At 72.9% G+C, this 14,629-nt stretch carries 14 protein-coding genes; 7 read left to right on the top strand and 7 right to left on the bottom strand.

Annotated features, from left to right (window positions below):
- Positions 1 to 12 precede the first annotated feature (12 nt).
- The 3 genes from ACH54P_RS02975 to ACH54P_RS02965 all read right to left on the bottom strand — a co-directional run bounded on the left by ACH54P_RS02975 (position 13) and on the right by ACH54P_RS02965 (position 2,745).
- A complete protein-coding gene (locus ACH54P_RS02975; RefSeq protein ID WP_489910764.1) occupies positions 13 to 672 on the bottom strand; it encodes a response regulator in 660 nt (219 codons plus the stop codon).
- On the bottom strand, positions 669 to 2,171 hold the full coding sequence (locus ACH54P_RS02970; RefSeq protein WP_489910763.1) for a GAF domain-containing sensor histidine kinase: 1,503 nt from the start codon (positions 2,169 to 2,171) through the stop codon (positions 669 to 671). Before ACH54P_RS02970 ends, ACH54P_RS02975 begins: the two co-directional genes overlap by 4 nt.
- Before the next feature lie 166 nt (positions 2,172 to 2,337).
- A complete protein-coding gene (locus ACH54P_RS02965) occupies positions 2,338 to 2,745 on the bottom strand; it encodes a pyridoxamine 5'-phosphate oxidase family protein (RefSeq protein ID WP_489910762.1) in 408 nt (135 codons plus the stop codon).
- Positions 2,746 to 2,981: 236 nt separating this feature from the next.
- Between ACH54P_RS02965 and ACH54P_RS02960 the strand changes: the two genes are divergently transcribed.
- Entirely contained in the window at positions 2,982 to 3,599 is a 618-nt protein-coding gene (locus ACH54P_RS02960; protein ID WP_489910761.1) for a sigma-70 family RNA polymerase sigma factor, read from the top strand.
- A gap of 174 nt (positions 3,600 to 3,773) precedes the next feature.
- Complete coding sequence (locus ACH54P_RS02955) at positions 3,774 to 4,286, top strand: P-loop nucleotide/nucleoside kinase family protein (RefSeq protein ID WP_489910759.1); 513 nt, start codon at positions 3,774 to 3,776, stop codon at positions 4,284 to 4,286.
- On the opposite strand, the gene ACH54P_RS02950 is transcribed toward ACH54P_RS02955, so the two are convergent.
- Entirely contained in the window at positions 4,258 to 5,661 is a 1,404-nt protein-coding gene (locus ACH54P_RS02950; RefSeq protein ID WP_489910758.1) for an MFS transporter, read from the bottom strand. The two genes, ACH54P_RS02955 and ACH54P_RS02950, sit on opposite strands and share 29 nt — an antisense overlap.
- A gap of 292 nt (positions 5,662 to 5,953) precedes the next feature.
- Positions 5,954 to 6,748: an IclR family transcriptional regulator gene (locus ACH54P_RS02945; protein ID WP_489910757.1), complete on the bottom strand. Its 795-nt coding sequence runs from the start codon at positions 6,746 to 6,748 to the stop codon at positions 5,954 to 5,956.
- A gap of 116 nt (positions 6,749 to 6,864) precedes the next feature.
- Between ACH54P_RS02945 and ACH54P_RS02940 the strand changes: the two genes are divergently transcribed.
- The 4 genes from ACH54P_RS02940 (at position 6,865) to ACH54P_RS02925 (ending at position 11,509) form a co-directional block, all read left to right on the top strand.
- Positions 6,865 to 8,082, top strand: coding sequence for a CaiB/BaiF CoA transferase family protein (locus ACH54P_RS02940; protein WP_489910756.1), 1,218 nt, complete (start codon positions 6,865 to 6,867; stop codon positions 8,080 to 8,082).
- A 1-nt stretch (position 8,083) separates the two neighbouring features.
- Complete coding sequence (locus ACH54P_RS02935) at positions 8,084 to 8,986, top strand: hydroxymethylglutaryl-CoA lyase (RefSeq protein WP_489910755.1); 903 nt, start codon at positions 8,084 to 8,086, stop codon at positions 8,984 to 8,986.
- Positions 8,987 to 9,664: 678 nt separating this feature from the next.
- Positions 9,665 to 11,095 carry a DUF1996 domain-containing protein gene (locus ACH54P_RS02930; RefSeq protein ID WP_489910754.1) on the top strand — a complete coding sequence of 477 codons (1,431 nt, stop codon included), beginning with the start codon at positions 9,665 to 9,667 and terminating at the stop codon, positions 11,093 to 11,095.
- Between the two features lie 63 nt (positions 11,096 to 11,158).
- On the top strand, positions 11,159 to 11,509 hold the full coding sequence (locus ACH54P_RS02925) for an MmcQ/YjbR family DNA-binding protein (protein WP_489910753.1): 351 nt from the start codon (positions 11,159 to 11,161) through the stop codon (positions 11,507 to 11,509).
- Between the two features lie 3 nt (positions 11,510 to 11,512).
- Here the strand turns inward: ACH54P_RS02925 and ACH54P_RS02920 are convergent, their stop codons facing one another.
- A complete protein-coding gene (locus tag ACH54P_RS02920; RefSeq protein ID WP_489910752.1) occupies positions 11,513 to 12,733 on the bottom strand; it encodes an MFS transporter in 1,221 nt (406 codons plus the stop codon).
- A 75-nt stretch (positions 12,734 to 12,808) separates the two neighbouring features.
- Here ACH54P_RS02920 and ACH54P_RS02915 point away from each other — a divergent pair, with 75 nt between their 5' ends.
- Positions 12,809 to 13,345 carry an ArsR/SmtB family transcription factor gene (locus tag ACH54P_RS02915; protein ID WP_489910751.1) on the top strand — a complete coding sequence of 179 codons (537 nt, stop codon included), beginning with the start codon at positions 12,809 to 12,811 and terminating at the stop codon, positions 13,343 to 13,345.
- Between the two features lie 4 nt (positions 13,346 to 13,349).
- Here ACH54P_RS02915 and ACH54P_RS02910 read toward each other — a convergent pair whose 3' ends face one another.
- Positions 13,350 to 14,564 (bottom strand): FAD-dependent monooxygenase, encoded by a 1,215-nt coding sequence (locus ACH54P_RS02910; RefSeq protein ID WP_489910750.1) that lies wholly within the window; start codon positions 14,562 to 14,564, stop codon positions 13,350 to 13,352.
- Between the last annotated feature and the right edge of the window lie 65 nt (positions 14,565 to 14,629).

Genomic DNA, 14,629 nt, shown 5'->3' with positions numbered 1-14,629 from the left:
ACAGTCGCCGGATCAGCCCGATCGTCCCGGTTCGGCGCGCCGCTGGGACATGTAGACGGCCGCCGAGGTGCGCCGCTCGACGCCGAGCTTGTGCAGCACCGACGACACGTAGTTCTTGACTGTCTTCTCGGCCAGGAACAGCCGCTCGGCGATCTGCCGGTTGGTCAGGCCCTCGGCGACCAGGTCGAGGACCCGCCGCTCCTGCGGGCTCAGCTGCTCGTACCGCGGATCCGGGGCCGAGACGTTCTCGCCGCGCAGCTTGTTCATCACCGACGCGGTGAGCGTGGCGTCCAGCAGCGAGCCGCCGACGGCGACCGTGCGGACGGCCTCGATCAGCGACCGGCCGGAAACCTGCTTCAGCATGTAGCCCGCCGCACCGGCCATGATCGCGCCGAACAGCGCGTCGTCGTCCGAATAGGACGTCAGCATCAGGCACGCCGGCGGCGGCTCGACCGTCGAGCGGATCTCACGGCACACCCCCACGCCCTCGCCGTCGGGCAGCCGGACGTCGAGGATCGCCACGTCCGGGCGGGCCTGCGGGATCCGGACCAGCGCCTCGGCCGCCGTGCCCGCCTCCCCGACCACGTCGATGTCCGGTTCGGACTCGAAGACGGTCTTCAGCCCCGTCCGGACCAGCTCGTGGTTGTCGAGCAGGAACACCGAAATCGTCATCGCCCACTCCCCTGCTCGCCGGTCCGCGCCGGCAGCTCGGCGGTCCATTCCAGCCGGGAGCCGCCGCCTTCGGCGGCCACCAGCACGCAGTTCCCGCCCCACCGGGCCGCGCGGGCGGCCAGGTTGGCGAGCCCGCTGACCCGGCCGGTCTCCGCCGGCGGGCCCGCTCCGTCGTCGCGCACGACCAGGCTCAGCCGCCGGCCGAGCCCGTCCACGGTGACCTCGACCGAGGACCAGGTCGCGCCGGCGTGGCGCGCGACGTTCGTCAGCGCTTCCCGCAGCGACGCCATCAGGTCGGTGCGGACGGCGTCCGGCACCGCCGCGTCGAGCGGCCCGTCGAAGCCGACGCGGGGCTCGAAGCCCAGCGTGTCCCGCGCGTCGACCGCCACCCGCAGCAGCTCCGCGCGGAGGCTGCCCTGCGCCTGCGCCGGTGCCTGCAACGAGAAGATGCTGTTGCGGATCTCGCGGATCGTGCCGTCGAGGTCCTGGGCGAACCCGGCGACGCGCGCGGCCACCGCCGGGTCGGCGATCAGCCTGCTCACGCCCTCCAGCCCGAGCCCGGTCGCGAACAGCCGCTGGATCACCAGGTCGTGCAGGTCGCGGGCGATCCGGTCCCGGTCCTCGAACACCGCCAGCTGCTGCCGCGCCTCCTGCGCGCGGGAGAACTCGACGGCGAGCGCCGCGTGCCCGGCGAAGGTCTCGGCCAGCTGGACGTCGGAGTCGGTGAACGGCGACTTGTCGCGGAACTTGGCGACGACCAGCACCCCGAGGGTCTCGTCGCCGACGATCAGCGGCACGGAGATCGCCGAGTCCAGGTCCTTGATCATCGCCGGCATCGGCCCGGCGCGGTCGCGCTGCTGTTCCTGCACGCGCTCGCCGTAGTCGCGGACCACGACCGGGCGGCGGGTGGTGAACGCCATCCCGGTGGCGGTGCCTTCGGCCGGCACGGTCAGCCCGGTGAGGCGGTCGGCGTCCTCCCCCGGCGGCTCGACGACGTCGAACACCAGCCGGTCCGGGCCGTCGGGCCGCGCGATCGCGCCCGCGGTCCCGCCGGCGACCACGCGGGCGCGTTCGGCGACCAGCCGGAGCGTCGCCCGCAGGTCCTGCGCGGCGAGCAGCGCGCCGGTGACGTCGTAGGACGCCTCGAGCCAGCGTTCGCGGCGGCGCATCTGGTCGACGAGCAGCGCCTTTTCGATGGCCATCCCCGTGGCCGCGGTGAGCGCGCCGAGCACCTCCCGCTCGCGGCGGCCGAACTCGCCGCCGTCCCCGGGTTCGACGGCCAGGGTGCCGAAGGTCTGCGTCCCCGCGCGGACCGGCAGCTCGAGCGCACCGGCGCCGGGCCTGCCGCGGCCGTACTCGGCGACGCCGCCCTCGGGCAGTTCCAGCCGGGCGCGCCGGGCCCCGAGCAGCTCGCCCGCCGCCGTGACCGCGCGGTCCATCAGCGCCGGCAGCTCCAGCTCGCGGGCGATGCCGCCCACCGCCGCGAGGATCGCCGGCATGCTGATTTCGTCCGCCACTACCCGTCAGACCCCGCTGGCTCCGCCCGATCCCGGGCTTGCCCCGGGCCGTCAAGGGTCCCACAGGCGACTGCCCGCGACGGCCCAATCCGGTTCGTCCATCCGGTGGGTCGATGGCGGGACCGCGTCTGTTACGGATGTCGCGGGGTCACTCGGCGTGGCAGGCGATGCGGTGACCGGTGATGGTCTCGACCGGGATGCGCAGGAACCGGCGGCCCGCCCGGGCCGGGCACGGGCAGCGGCAGGCGATCTCGTCGACGTCGGCGACGCCGGACTCGGTAGCGCGCCCCAGCAGGCTGACGTACCAGCCGTCGCCGAGGTCGGCGGCGAAGTCGTCGGCCTCGAACGCGACGACGGCGTCGCGCGCGCCGGCGTAGAGGGGGCTGCCGACCGGCACGGCGAACACCACGGCGTCGTCGACGACCGTGAAGCGCACTGGGCGGACCGCGGGCATGGCTCGGTGGGTGAAGATCACCCGTCCGAGGGTCGCCGTCCGGAGCAGCGCCAGGCACTGCTGCCGGTCGAGCAGCAGCCCGAAGCCCACGTCGTCCACCATCGCGTACCTGTGTTTCTCCGGTGAATATCCCGGACATCAGCGTGATCGGTGCACCCGGTCGCGAATAGGGCCGTTCGGCCCGGCCGCCGCCGCGCGGGCCCGGTACGCACACGGGGGGCCCGCGCGCCAGGGCCGGAAGACCCGGGTCGCGGCGGCCGCCCGGCCGGTGTGGCGGCCACGCGGCGTCACCTAGCGTCGTGACCGTCCGTTGCCGCCGGTGAGGGGAGGTGAGCCCGATGTCGCCGCACTCCGCCGAGGGTGATTCCACGCCCACGGCGACGTTCTCCCTCGACCCCGCGCTCGTCCGGGCCGCGCTCAAGGGCAACCGCGCCGCGGTGGCCGGGCTGCTGCGCACGCTGCGGCCGACGGTCTTCCGCTACTGCCTCGGCCGGCTGGGCACGTGGCAGGACGGTTCGTCCGACGCCGAGGACTGCGCGCAGGACGTGCTGCTCGCGGTCGTCCGCGCGCTGCCCGGGTACCGCCACGAGCCCGACGGCTTCCTGCCGTTCGTCTTCGGCATCGCCGCGCACAAGGTGTCCGACGTCCACCGCCGCCGGGCCCGCGACCGCACCAGCCCGGTCGCGGAGCCGCCGGCCGACCGCTGGGTGGGCACGGACCCGACGGGCGAGGAGGTCGAACGCTCCGCCGCGCTCGACTGGTCGGCCGGGCTGCTCGACACGCTGCCGCCGCGCCAGCGCGAAATCCTGGTGCTGCGCATCATCCTGGGCCTGTCGGCCGAGGAGACGGCCACCGCGGTGGGCCTCAGCAGCGCCGGCGCGGTCCGCGTCGCCCAGCACCGGGCCCTCACCACCCTCCGCCGCGGCCTGCTCGACCGAAAACGCGCCGCCTCGTGACCGCGCCGCGTGCACCGGCCTCCTGACCAGCCCGCGTGCACCGTCCCCCGACCACCCGCGTGCACCGGCCTCCTGACCAGCCCGCGCGCACCGCCCCCCGACCACCCGCGTGCACCGGCCTCCTGACCACCCCGCGTACACCGCCCCCGACCACCCGCGTGCGATCATGCGGTGGTGCCTCCGCTGCTGATCGTCGTCGGCGGGCTGCCCGCGACCGGGAAGACGAGCGTCGCCGTGGAACTGGCCCGCCGGACCGGGTTCGCGTTCCTGCGCGTCGACACGATCGAGCAGGCGATCCTCCGCACCACCGCACTGGCCCCGCCGCTGGGACCGGTCGGCTACGTCGTCGCCCGGGAGGTCGCCGCCGATCTGCTCCGCACCGGCGTCAGCGTGATCGCCGAGTGCGTCAACCCCCTGACCATCACCCGCGACGCCTGGCGGGCGACCGGCCTCGGCGAAGGCGCGCGGGTGCTCGAAGCCGAGATCGTCTGCTCCGACCGGGCCGAACACCGCCGCCGCGCGGAAACCCGCGATGCCGGCATCCCCGGCCTCACACCGCCGACGTGGCAGGAAATCCTGAGCCGGGAGTACGAACCGTGGAGCCGGGGCCGCCTCGTCGTCGACACCGCCCGGCGGTCGATCGGCGAGGCGGCCGCGGTCATCGAAGCGGCTGCCGCGGCACCGTGACGGCGTCGTTCACGCTCTCCAGCCGGCGGCCGGTCGTGCGCGGGCCGAGGACCGCGATGTCCACCGCGACCACCACCAGCGCGCCGGCGACGACCAGGAACAGCGTCGTCGGGCCGTGCGAGTTCAGCAGCGGCACCAGCACGAACGGCATCGCGCCGCTGGCCAGCCGCGAGAGCGAGTAGGTGCCGCTCGACGCCGTCGAGCGCAGCGCCGTCGGGAAGATCTCGGCCTGGTAGATGTGGTAGGCGTTCGAGAACACGTTGCTGGTCGCGGTGTAGAGGAAGCCGAACACGAGGATCAGCGCCATCGAACCCGCGAAGCCGAACGCGATGCCGAACACCGCCATCGCCAGCACCGAGCCGACCACCAGGTACTTCCGCTCGAAGCGTTCCACGAGCGGCAGCGACAGCGCGGAGCCCACCGGGTAGCCGATGTAGGTCAGCGCGGCGAACAGCAGCGACTGCGAGAGGGCGTACCCCTTGGCGGCCAGCACCAGCGGCACGAGCGTGCCGAAGCCGTAGTACCCGAGCGTCTGCAGGACGTGGAAGACGACCATCATCCACGTCCGGCGGCGCTGCCCGGGACCGAACAGCTCACGCACCGGCGCGGCGGCGCGCTTGCGGGTGGTGCCGCGCGGCGGGGCGGGGACGTCGTTGGCGGCGCCGCGGGCTTCGGCCTCCATGCCGGCGACGAGGTGCTCGGCCTCTTCGGTGCGGCCGACGGACTCCAGCCACCGCGGCGACTCGGGCAGGCCGCGCCGCAGCAGGAACACGGCGCCGGCGCCGAGCGCGCCGATCACGAACAGCCAGCGCCAGCCGGCGATCCCGAAGATCTCGTGCTCGGTCAGCCCGCGGGCGAGGAAGCCGACGACCGGGAAGCCGCAGAACGCGAGGGTGTACGCCCAGGCGATGAACCGGCCGCGTTTGCGGGCGGGCAGCAGGTCGGTGAGGTAGGTGTCGGCCAGCGGGGGTTCCGCGCCCAGGCCGATGCCCGCGAAGAACCGCGTCACCAGCAGCATCAGCGCGCTGCCGCTGAACGCGCCGAGCAGCGAGAAGAGCGAGTAGAGCCCGAGGTTGAGCAGGAACGCCCCGCGGCGGCCGAACCGGTCGGCGAGCCTGCCGAGCAGCAGTGCCCCGAAGAACATGCCGACGAAGGTCGACGCGAGCAGCGGCGGCAGTTCCGCCTTGGTGAGCTTGAACTCCTCGACGAGCACCGAGCTGAGGACGCCGGTCAGGAAGACCTCGTAGAAGTCGAAGAACAGCCCGAGCCCGACGGCGACGGTGGCCCGCCGGTGCGTGCGGGTGATGGGCAGCCGGTCGAGCCGGCCCGCGATCGTGCCGGTGTCCGGCGCGGTGGCGTCGTAGGTGTTCGCCATCCGTCGTCTCCTTTGACTTCTCCACTATGTGGTTGGCCGACCCATAATGTGACGGACGACGGGCAGAGTCAAGGACAGGCGCGACACCAGGAGGGTGAGTTGACGGGCAACCGGCGCAGTCCGACAGGAATCGGGCACGGCGGGACGCTCAGGTGATCAGGGAGCGGGGATCCGCGCGGCCTCGGCCGCTCGGAGGTTCGCCACCCCGCCTCCACCACGATCGGCGCCAGGGCAGCTCGAACTGCCGCACCGGCGCATCCGGAGAGCGGCGAGCCGCCGCACCGGCGCGCGCTCAGAGAGCGGCGACCTGCTCGACCCCCGGCCGGTACCCCAGCCGCTCCGAGGCGCGCCGTCCCGCTTCCACCACGATCGGCGCCAGCCGCGGAACGTCCGCCGGGGTCATGCGCTGGGTCGGGGCGCCGATCCCGATCGCCGCGCTGACCTCGCCGTTCAGCCCGAACACCGGGGCGCTGAGGGACGCCGCGCCCAGGTCGCGTTCCTCGAAGCTCGAGGCGTACCCCGCGTCGCGGATCTGCCCGAGCTGCTCGGTGAGCAGCTCGAGGTCGACGACCGTGCGCGGGGTGAAGCGGGCCAGCCCGTGGCCGATCGCGTCCCGGACCGCCAGCTTGTCCCAGGCCAGGAACACCTTCCCGGCCGAACCCGCGTGCAGCGGCATCACCATGCCGACGACGAACAGCCGCACCACCGGGTGGCGGGACTCGGCCAGGGAGATCACCGTCCGGTAGGCGCCGTCGCGCACGTACAGGCAGGCCGTCTCGCCCGTTTCGTCGCGCAGCTGCTGCAGCACCGGCCGGGTCAGCCGGACCAGGTCGAGGCCGAACGTGCCCGGCGCCGCCCAGCGGACCAGGCCGAGGCCGACGCGGTAGGTGTCGTCGTAGCGGTCGAGGAAGCCTTCGCGCACCAGGTTGTGCACCAGCCGCTGGCACGTGCTCGCCGGCAGCCCGGTGGACCGGGTGATCTGCTGCAGCGTCAGCTCGGGGTTGTCGATGGTGAACGACTCGAGGATCTGCTTGAACTTGCGCAGGACCAGCACCGGCGTCGTGCCGCTGCGTTCTTCCTCTGCCATCGCCCCGCCCCGTGCCCGTGGTGTGCCACACAGTCTATCCACGCTCTTCCCGGTTGACTCCCCGACACTCGCCCGTATTCTGGGTTTACAACTCACATCGTGGTTTGGAGTCGGGCATGAGTGAACAAACCGGGCCGCTGTCCGGCATCCGGGTGGTCGAACTGGGGAACTTCATCGCCGCGCCGACCGCCGGCCGCCTGCTGGCCGACTTCGGCGCCGACGTCGTCAAGGTCGAGCGCCCGGGCACCGGCGACGAGCTCCGGCGCTGGCGCCTGCACGCCGGCGACACGTCACTGCTGTTCCGCACCCTCGGCCGCAACAAGCGCTCGGTGACCGTCGACCTGCGCCGCCCCGAAGGCCAGGAGATCGTCCGCGCGCTGGCCGCCCGCAGCGACGTCCTCCTGGAGAACTTCCGGCCCGGCACCCTCGAACGCTGGGGCCTCGGCCCCGACGAGCTGCGCGCGCTCAACCCCCGGCTGGTCGTCGTCCGCGTCTCCGGGTACGGCCAGACCGGCCCCTACCGCGACCGGCCCGGCTTCGGCGGCGTCGCCGAGGCGATCGGCGGCCTGCGCGCGCTCACCGGCTACCCCGGCCAGGCCCCCACCCGTGTCGGGGTCAGCCTCGCCGACTCCGTCGCCGGCCTCTACGCGGTGATCGGCGCGCTGATGGGCCTGCTCCGGCGCGACCGCGAGCCGGGCGCCGCCCCGGGCGAGGTGGTCGACGTCGCGCTGTACGAGGCCGTCTATTCGCTGATGGAGTCGCTGATCCCGGACTTCGAGGCGTTCGGTGTCGTGCGCGGCCCGGCCGGCTCCGCACTGCCCGGGGTGGCACCCTCCAACACCTACCGCTGCGCCGACGGCAAGTACATCGTGGTCAGCGGCAACGGCGACGCGATCTTCCGGCGGCTGATGCACGCCATCGGCCGCGCCGACCTGGCCGGCGACTCGCGATTCGCGGACAACGCCGGCCGGGTGGCGCACGCCGGCCTGCTCGACGACGCGATCGGCGCGTGGACGGCGACGCTCACCCAGGAAGCCGCCGAAGCCGCGCTGCTGGCCGCCGCCGTGCCCAGCGGGCCGATCCTCACCGCGGCCGACATCGCCAAGGACCCGCACTTCGAGGCGCGCGGCATGCACGAACGGCACCGGGTGCGCCTCGACGGCGACCACGAAACGGAAGTCACCTTCCCCGGCATCGTGCCGACGCTGACCGAACGGCCCGGCCGCACCCGCGCGCTCGGGCCGGAGCTGGGCGAACACACCGAAGCCGTGCTCGCCGAGCTCGGTGTCACCGGCGAGGCGGCCGCCCGCCTGCGCGAGAGCGGAGTGATCTGACATGACCGAAGTCCTCATCACCGAGGTCGTCCTGCGCGACGGCCTGCAGGACGAGCCCGTCACCGTGGCGACGCACGAAAAGGTCCGGCTCGCCCGCGGCCTGATCGACGCGGGCCTGCGCTCGCTGGAGGTCGGCTCGTTCGTCTCCGCCCGCCGGGTGCCGCAGATGGCCGACACCGGCGACGTGCTGCGGACGCTGCTGCCGGACGTGCCCGCGAGCCTGCACACCCTGGTGTTCACCGAACGCGGGGCGCGGCAGGCGATCGACGCCGGCGCGAAATCGGTGCGGCTGGTGGTGTCGGCCAGCGACGGGCACAGCGTCGCCAACGCCGGCGTGCCGACGGACGCGGCGCTCGACCGGCTGGCGGCGTGCGCCGCCCTGCTGACGTCGGCGGGTGTGGCGGTGGAGGCCAGTGTGGCGACGGCGTTCGTCTGCCCGTTCGACGGCGACACCGATCCCGACCGGACGGCCGACGTGGCCGCGCGCCTGGGCCGGCTGGGCGCGCGGGTCGTCCACCTCGCCGACACGATCGGCGCGGCGCGGCCGGGGCAGCTGCGCGCGACGGTGAACGCGGTGCGCGACGAGCTGCCGGACGTCCCGCTCGGCCTGCACCTGCACAACACCTACGGCCGCGCGGCGGCCAACGCCTGGGAAGGGCTTTCCCTCGGCATCCGCCGGTTCGACTCGGCACTCGGCGGGCTGGGCGGCTGCCCGTTCGCCCCGGGCGCCTCGGGGAACGTCGCCACGGACGACCTGGTCGACTTCTTCCACCGCGAAGGCATCGCGACGGGGATCGACGTCGAGAAGCTGGCGGAACTGCGGGACCAGGTGGGCCTGGCGGTCGGCCACCGCCTGGATTCGGCGCTGGCCGCGATTCCCGCGGTTCCGGCCGCGCTGCGCTGACGGAGCCGGAGGGACGGCCGGACGAGGACGATCCGCCCCCGAAAAGGGCGCAACGGGAATGACGAGGGCGGTGGTGTTCGCCAATCGGACCACCCGACGCCCGGAAATGCGGAAGTCCGGACCGAACCGGGTTCCGCCTCCGGCCGCGGGTGCGGGCATTCCGCGCGCCTCACTCAGGGATACGGATGCGGGTTCAGGTCGGTTCAAAGTTTTTTCCGCGGGCTTCGCCACACCCGCCGAAGCTGGACAACGCCCCGGTCAGGAGCCGAGGATGGGCGCACCCCGAGTACGCCGGAGAGGGACACGCGCGGCCGCCTCAGCGTGATCCAGGTGCGGGCCGTCGCGCCCGCGTTTTCCGCGTGCGCCATTCCTCGTCCATTCCTGACGCCTTTTTGCGTTCGAGCACGGCTACGGAAACCGGACACCGGCCTGACGGTTCGTAATTGCCGGAAATACCTTCTTGCCCGATGTCAAACCCCGGTGTAGCTTCCATCACGGAACGATAACCAGCCGGTTGACGGCGCGGCCACGGGCAGGTGGCCGCATGCCTACCGATGTCGGGTCGGTGGCCGGCCGGGAATCGTGGCCTTGCCGACGCATTCCCTGATGGGGACGAGCCTGGGCTCGTCCCGTTCAGTGTCGCGCCTTCCCGCCAGCCCGACACCCGGAGGATTTCCCATGTCCCGCACCCAAGGACGCCATCGTCTTTCCCGCAGAACGAAGATCGCGACCGGCGGCCTCGCCCTCGCGATCGCGGTCGGCGGCATCGTCGTCGCGACGACCACCGGCAACCCCGGTGAGGCCAGCGCCGACGAAGCCGACCCCGCCTTCTTCGTCGACATCCTGAAGGTGAAGCCGAACCAGTTCGACCCGCGGCCGGTCACCGGCGCCTCGACGGGCACGTTCACCGTGGACTGCGGCCGCAACGAGAACGGCCACTTCAACCCCGACAACTTCATCGCCCAGCCCGGCGTCCGCAACGGCGCCCAGCACCTGCACGACTACGTGGGCAACCTGTCGACGAACGCCGACTCGAACAACAAGAGCCTCGTCAAGGCCGGCACCACCTGCAGGAACGGCGACAAGTCCGCCTACTTCTGGCCGGTCGTGCGCATCGACACCGGCGAAGAGGAGAAGAACGAGCCCGCGAAGGCGCCCGACGGCGACCGCACCCAGGCCGACCAGGAGGCGAAGACCGTCCAGGTGGCCTGCCCGGACGTCGCGAGCAAGCTGCCGGACATCCCCGACCAGGCCATGGCCGAGGTCGACAGCAACCTGGAGCAGCTCGACACGCAGACCGACGAGGCCAACAAGCGCGTCGCGGCGACCCAGGGCCAGGGCGGCGCGGACTTCGTGCGCAACGCGATCCTGAATCCGCTCAAGGACCGGCGCACCGCGATCATCGAGCGGATCGCCATCGCGATCGGCCGGTTCGCGCCGAAGCCGGGCGACCTGGGCGGGCTCGCGCCGTGTGCGCCGAAGCCCGGCAAGGACACCGGAACGCCCACCCCGCCGCCGAGCACCACGGCGGGCGGCGCGCTGCCGGGCCAGGACGAGAACAACGAGCTGCCGGGCAACGACGGCAAGATCCTGCGGCCGCAGCGGGTGCAGATCACCTTCCGCGGCAGCCCGGTCGGCAAGGTCGTGGCCATGCCGCGCTTCCTGCGCGTGCTCTACGGCGACGCGAAGGTCTCGACGAACGGGCCGGCCAACGCCCGGGCGAGCTGGACGTGCACCGGGTTCGAGAACCGCGTCACGGACAAGTACCCGATCTGCCCGCAGAACAGCAAGGTCAAGCGCGTCCACACCTTCCCCAGCTGCTGGGACGGGAAGAACACCGACAGCGCCAACCACCGCACGCACATCGTGTTCCCGGACCAGTCGGGCCGGTGCGCCAAGGGGTTCAAGGCCGTGCCGCAGCTGCAGATCTCGCTGACCTACGACATCCCGCACGACATCCAGGTCAAGAAGCAGTACAAAGTGGACGCTTTCCCGCAGGAGAAGCACAACCCGGGTTCCGACCACGACGACTTCGCCAACGTGATGTCGCAGCGGATCATGAACGGGCTGGTCAACTGCGTGAACCGCGGCCGGACCTGCCGCGCCTGACCCTCCGGGAACCGGCGGCGTGCCCCCTTCGGCGCGCCGCCGGTTCCGCGCGAGAATGGGGGTATGGTCACCGCTGACGAGGTCCGCGCGTTCGCTGCCACCCTCCCCCGCGCCTACGAGGCGATCGTGCGGGACCGGATCAAGTTCCGGGTGGGGCAGATCGTGTTCGTCGCGCTGTCGGCCGACGAGACGCTGATGGGCTTCGCCTTTCCCCGCGAGCAGCGGGAAGCGCTGGTGGCGGGGGAACCCGGCAAGTTCCTGCTGCCCGAGCCGTCGGACCTGCGCTTCCGCTGGGTGCGCTGCCGCCTGGCGGCGATCGACGCCGGCGAGATGCGTGAGCTCGTCCTGGAGGCGTGGCGGATGTGCGTGCCGAAGAAGGTCTGGACCGAGTACGTCGAGACCCATCCGCTCTGACCGTCACGCAACTGCCTCCCCGGCTTCGCGTTCGGCGTCCGCGAGCGCGTCTTCCGTGACCACGAAAAGGCCGGCCAGCACGGCGAAAGCCGGCACGCTCATGACGGCGAACACCGCGGGCAGCCCGAACCCCTGCGCGATCGCGCCGCCGGCCAGCGCTCCGAGCGACTTGGTGCCCCAGGCCACGAGCCGGTGGCTGCTGTTGAGCCTGCCGAGCAGGCGGCCGGGCGTGAGCCGCTGGCGGATCGTCACCATCACGACGTTCGACACCACGATGCCCGCGCCGCCGAGGAAGAACGCCGCCCCGACGGCGTACGGGTTCGCGGTCACCGCGAGCACGCCCACCGTGAGACCGCCGGCGAGCCACGACACCCACAGCGTGCGGACGCGGCCGAGCCGGCGTTCGACCGGCTCCGCGAGGAACGACCCGGTCAAGCTGCCGACGGCCGTCGTGGCCATCAGCAGCCCGAACGCCGGTGCGGACAGGCCCATCGCCGAGCCCGGGCCGACCGCGTGGAGCACGAGCACGGCGAACGCGGCGCCGGTGGCGAAGTTGAACGTGCCGACCATCACCGAGAACGTGCGCAGCACCCGGTGGTGCCAGAGGAAACGCAGTCCTTCGGCGATGTCCGCGCGGAGCGTGGTCCGCCCGGCGCGCGGGATCCGGTACGAGCCGCGCACGAGCAGCAGCGCCGCCAGGGCGAGCACCCACAGCGCGACCGGCGCGGCCAGCGCGACGGCGACCCCGGCCGCGGCGAGCACCCCGGCGAGCGGCGGCCCGGCGAACTCGTTCGCCGTCTGCTCGGCGGCGTACATCCGCCCGTTGGCGCGGGCCAGCAGGTCCCGGCCGACCACCTGCGGCACGATCGACTGCGCCGCGGTGTCGTAGACGGTCTCGGCGCCGCCGACACCGAGCGCGACGACGTAGAGGACCCAGATCGATCCCCCGCCGAAGACGGTCAGGAGCGTCGCCCCGGCGAGGAGCCCGCCGCGGACGACGTTCGCGGTGAGCATCGCCCGGCGGCGGTCGAGCCGGTCGACCAGCGCGCCGGCGGGCAGCGCGCAGAGCAGCCACGGTAGGGTGAACGCGAAGGCCAGCCCCGCGATGAGCGTCGGCGACCGCGTGTAGCTCACCGCCACGAGCGGCAGGGCGACCTTGAGGATCCCGTCGGCGAGGCTCGACAGGCCCGCCGCCGTCCACAGCCGCCAGTACACGCCGTCCATGTGATGGAGAATCGCACATCGATGGGTTTACTCCATCGATGTGACTGTAATCCATCGATGGATTACGCTGCGCGCATGACAGAACCCCGGCGGCGGCCGGCGACGCCCGAGGAGGCGAAGGCCCTCGGCCACCCGCTGCGGCTGCGCATCATGCGGATGTGCCTGGTCGAGGAGCTGACGAACAAGCAGCTGGCCGACCGCCTCGACCGCGATCCCGGCACGGTCCTGCACCACGTGCGGCAGCTGGTGGCGGCGGGCCTGCTCGAACCGGCCCCGGTCCGCACCGGCGCCAGCGGCGCCCTGGAGAAGCCGTACCGGTCGAACAACGAGACGTGGTGGCTGGACGGCCCGCTGTCCGGCGCCGACGCGCGGACGCGGTTCGCGCCGATCGAGATCTTCCAGGAGGAACTGGCGGAGGCGGGCCCGGAGTCGGTGGCGGTGCACGAGAAGTTCCTGCTGCACCTGTCCCCCGACGAGGTCGAGGAGCTGGACCGCCGCATCCTGGCGGTCCTGGACGAGTACGTGGCGACCGACCACGAACGCGCCGGCCGCCCGGCCGTGGGCGGGATCTTCGTCCTGCACCACCTCAAGCCGGGCGGCGGCCCGTCGTGACCCGCTACGGCCTGGCTGAGGACTTCGAAGCCCCGAAGTCCGGCACCCCGGCGTAGCCGGGCAGTGCGACGCCGTTGATCGCGCGATCGATCAGCGCGGTGAGCGCTTCCATGTCGGGCTCCGGGCCCGGTTCGGCGTCCGGACGGGGGACGGCGCGGCTGTGCGCGTGCAACCGGCCGATCTCCTGGTTGGCCTCGACGAACGAGCGCATGCGGGTCTCGTAGCCGGCGAACCCGGCCTCGGGATCCCACCCGGCGGCGGCCAGTTCGCCGGCGAGCAGGTAGGCGCCGACCAGGGCCAGCCCGGTGCCCGCCCCGGACATCGGCGACGCGCTGAACGCCGCGTCGCCGATCAGCCCCACCCGGCCGGCCGACCAGCGGTCCATCACCACCTGGGCGACCTGGTCGAGGTAGAAGTCCGGGCTGGCGTCCAGGTGCGCGAGGATGCGCGGGGTCCACCAGCCCAGGCCGGCCATCTGCTCGCGCAGCAGGCGCTTCTGGCCTTCGACGTCGCGGTAGTCGACGTCGAAGTCCTTCGCGGGGAACGCGAACATGGCCATCGCCTGCGTGGCGTCCTGGATGGGCCGCAGGCCGGCGGACCGCGCGGTCTCCGGGTCCTGGTACTCGATGAACCAGCGGTCCAGGCCGAACTCGTTGGGCACGCTGGAGAAGGCCAGCACGAGCCCGAGGTGGCGGACGAACCGCTCGCGCGGCCCGAAGACCATCGCGCGCAACGCCGAGTGCAGCCCGTCCGCCCCGACCACCAGGTCGAAGCGCCGCCGGCCACCGCTCGCGAAGGTCACGTCGACGCCGTCCGCGTCCTGGGTGAGCTCGGCGATCCGGTCGCCGAAGACGTACTCGACGCCGTCGCGGGTGTCGTCGTAGAGCACCTGGGACAGGTCTCCGCGCAGGATCTCGATCTCCGCGATGAACCCGTCGCCGCCGTCGTCGTCGGCGCGGTAGGTCTCCAGCACGTTCCCGTCGACGTCGACGGTGTGCGCGCCGGCGGTGTCCGTGCGGGCCGCGCGCACCGCCTCGGCCAGCCCCATCCGCGCGATGACCTCCTTGGCCACCCCGCGTGCGTCCACCGCCTGACCGCCGGGGCGCAGGCCGGGGGCCCGCTCCACCACGGTCACTTCGGCTCCTCGCCGGCGCAGCCAATGGGCCAGCGCGGGCCCCGCGATGCTCGCCCCGGCCACCAACACCCTGCTCCCGCTCACGCGGTCCCCCCATCACGTCCGTCCGGATGACGGTCCGGAGTGTACGGCGATCCCCGGCCCGGGTC

Source organism: Amycolatopsis sp. N2S4-7 (assembly GCF_058119595.1).
This window is presented reverse-complemented; position numbering and strand designations above follow the sequence as displayed.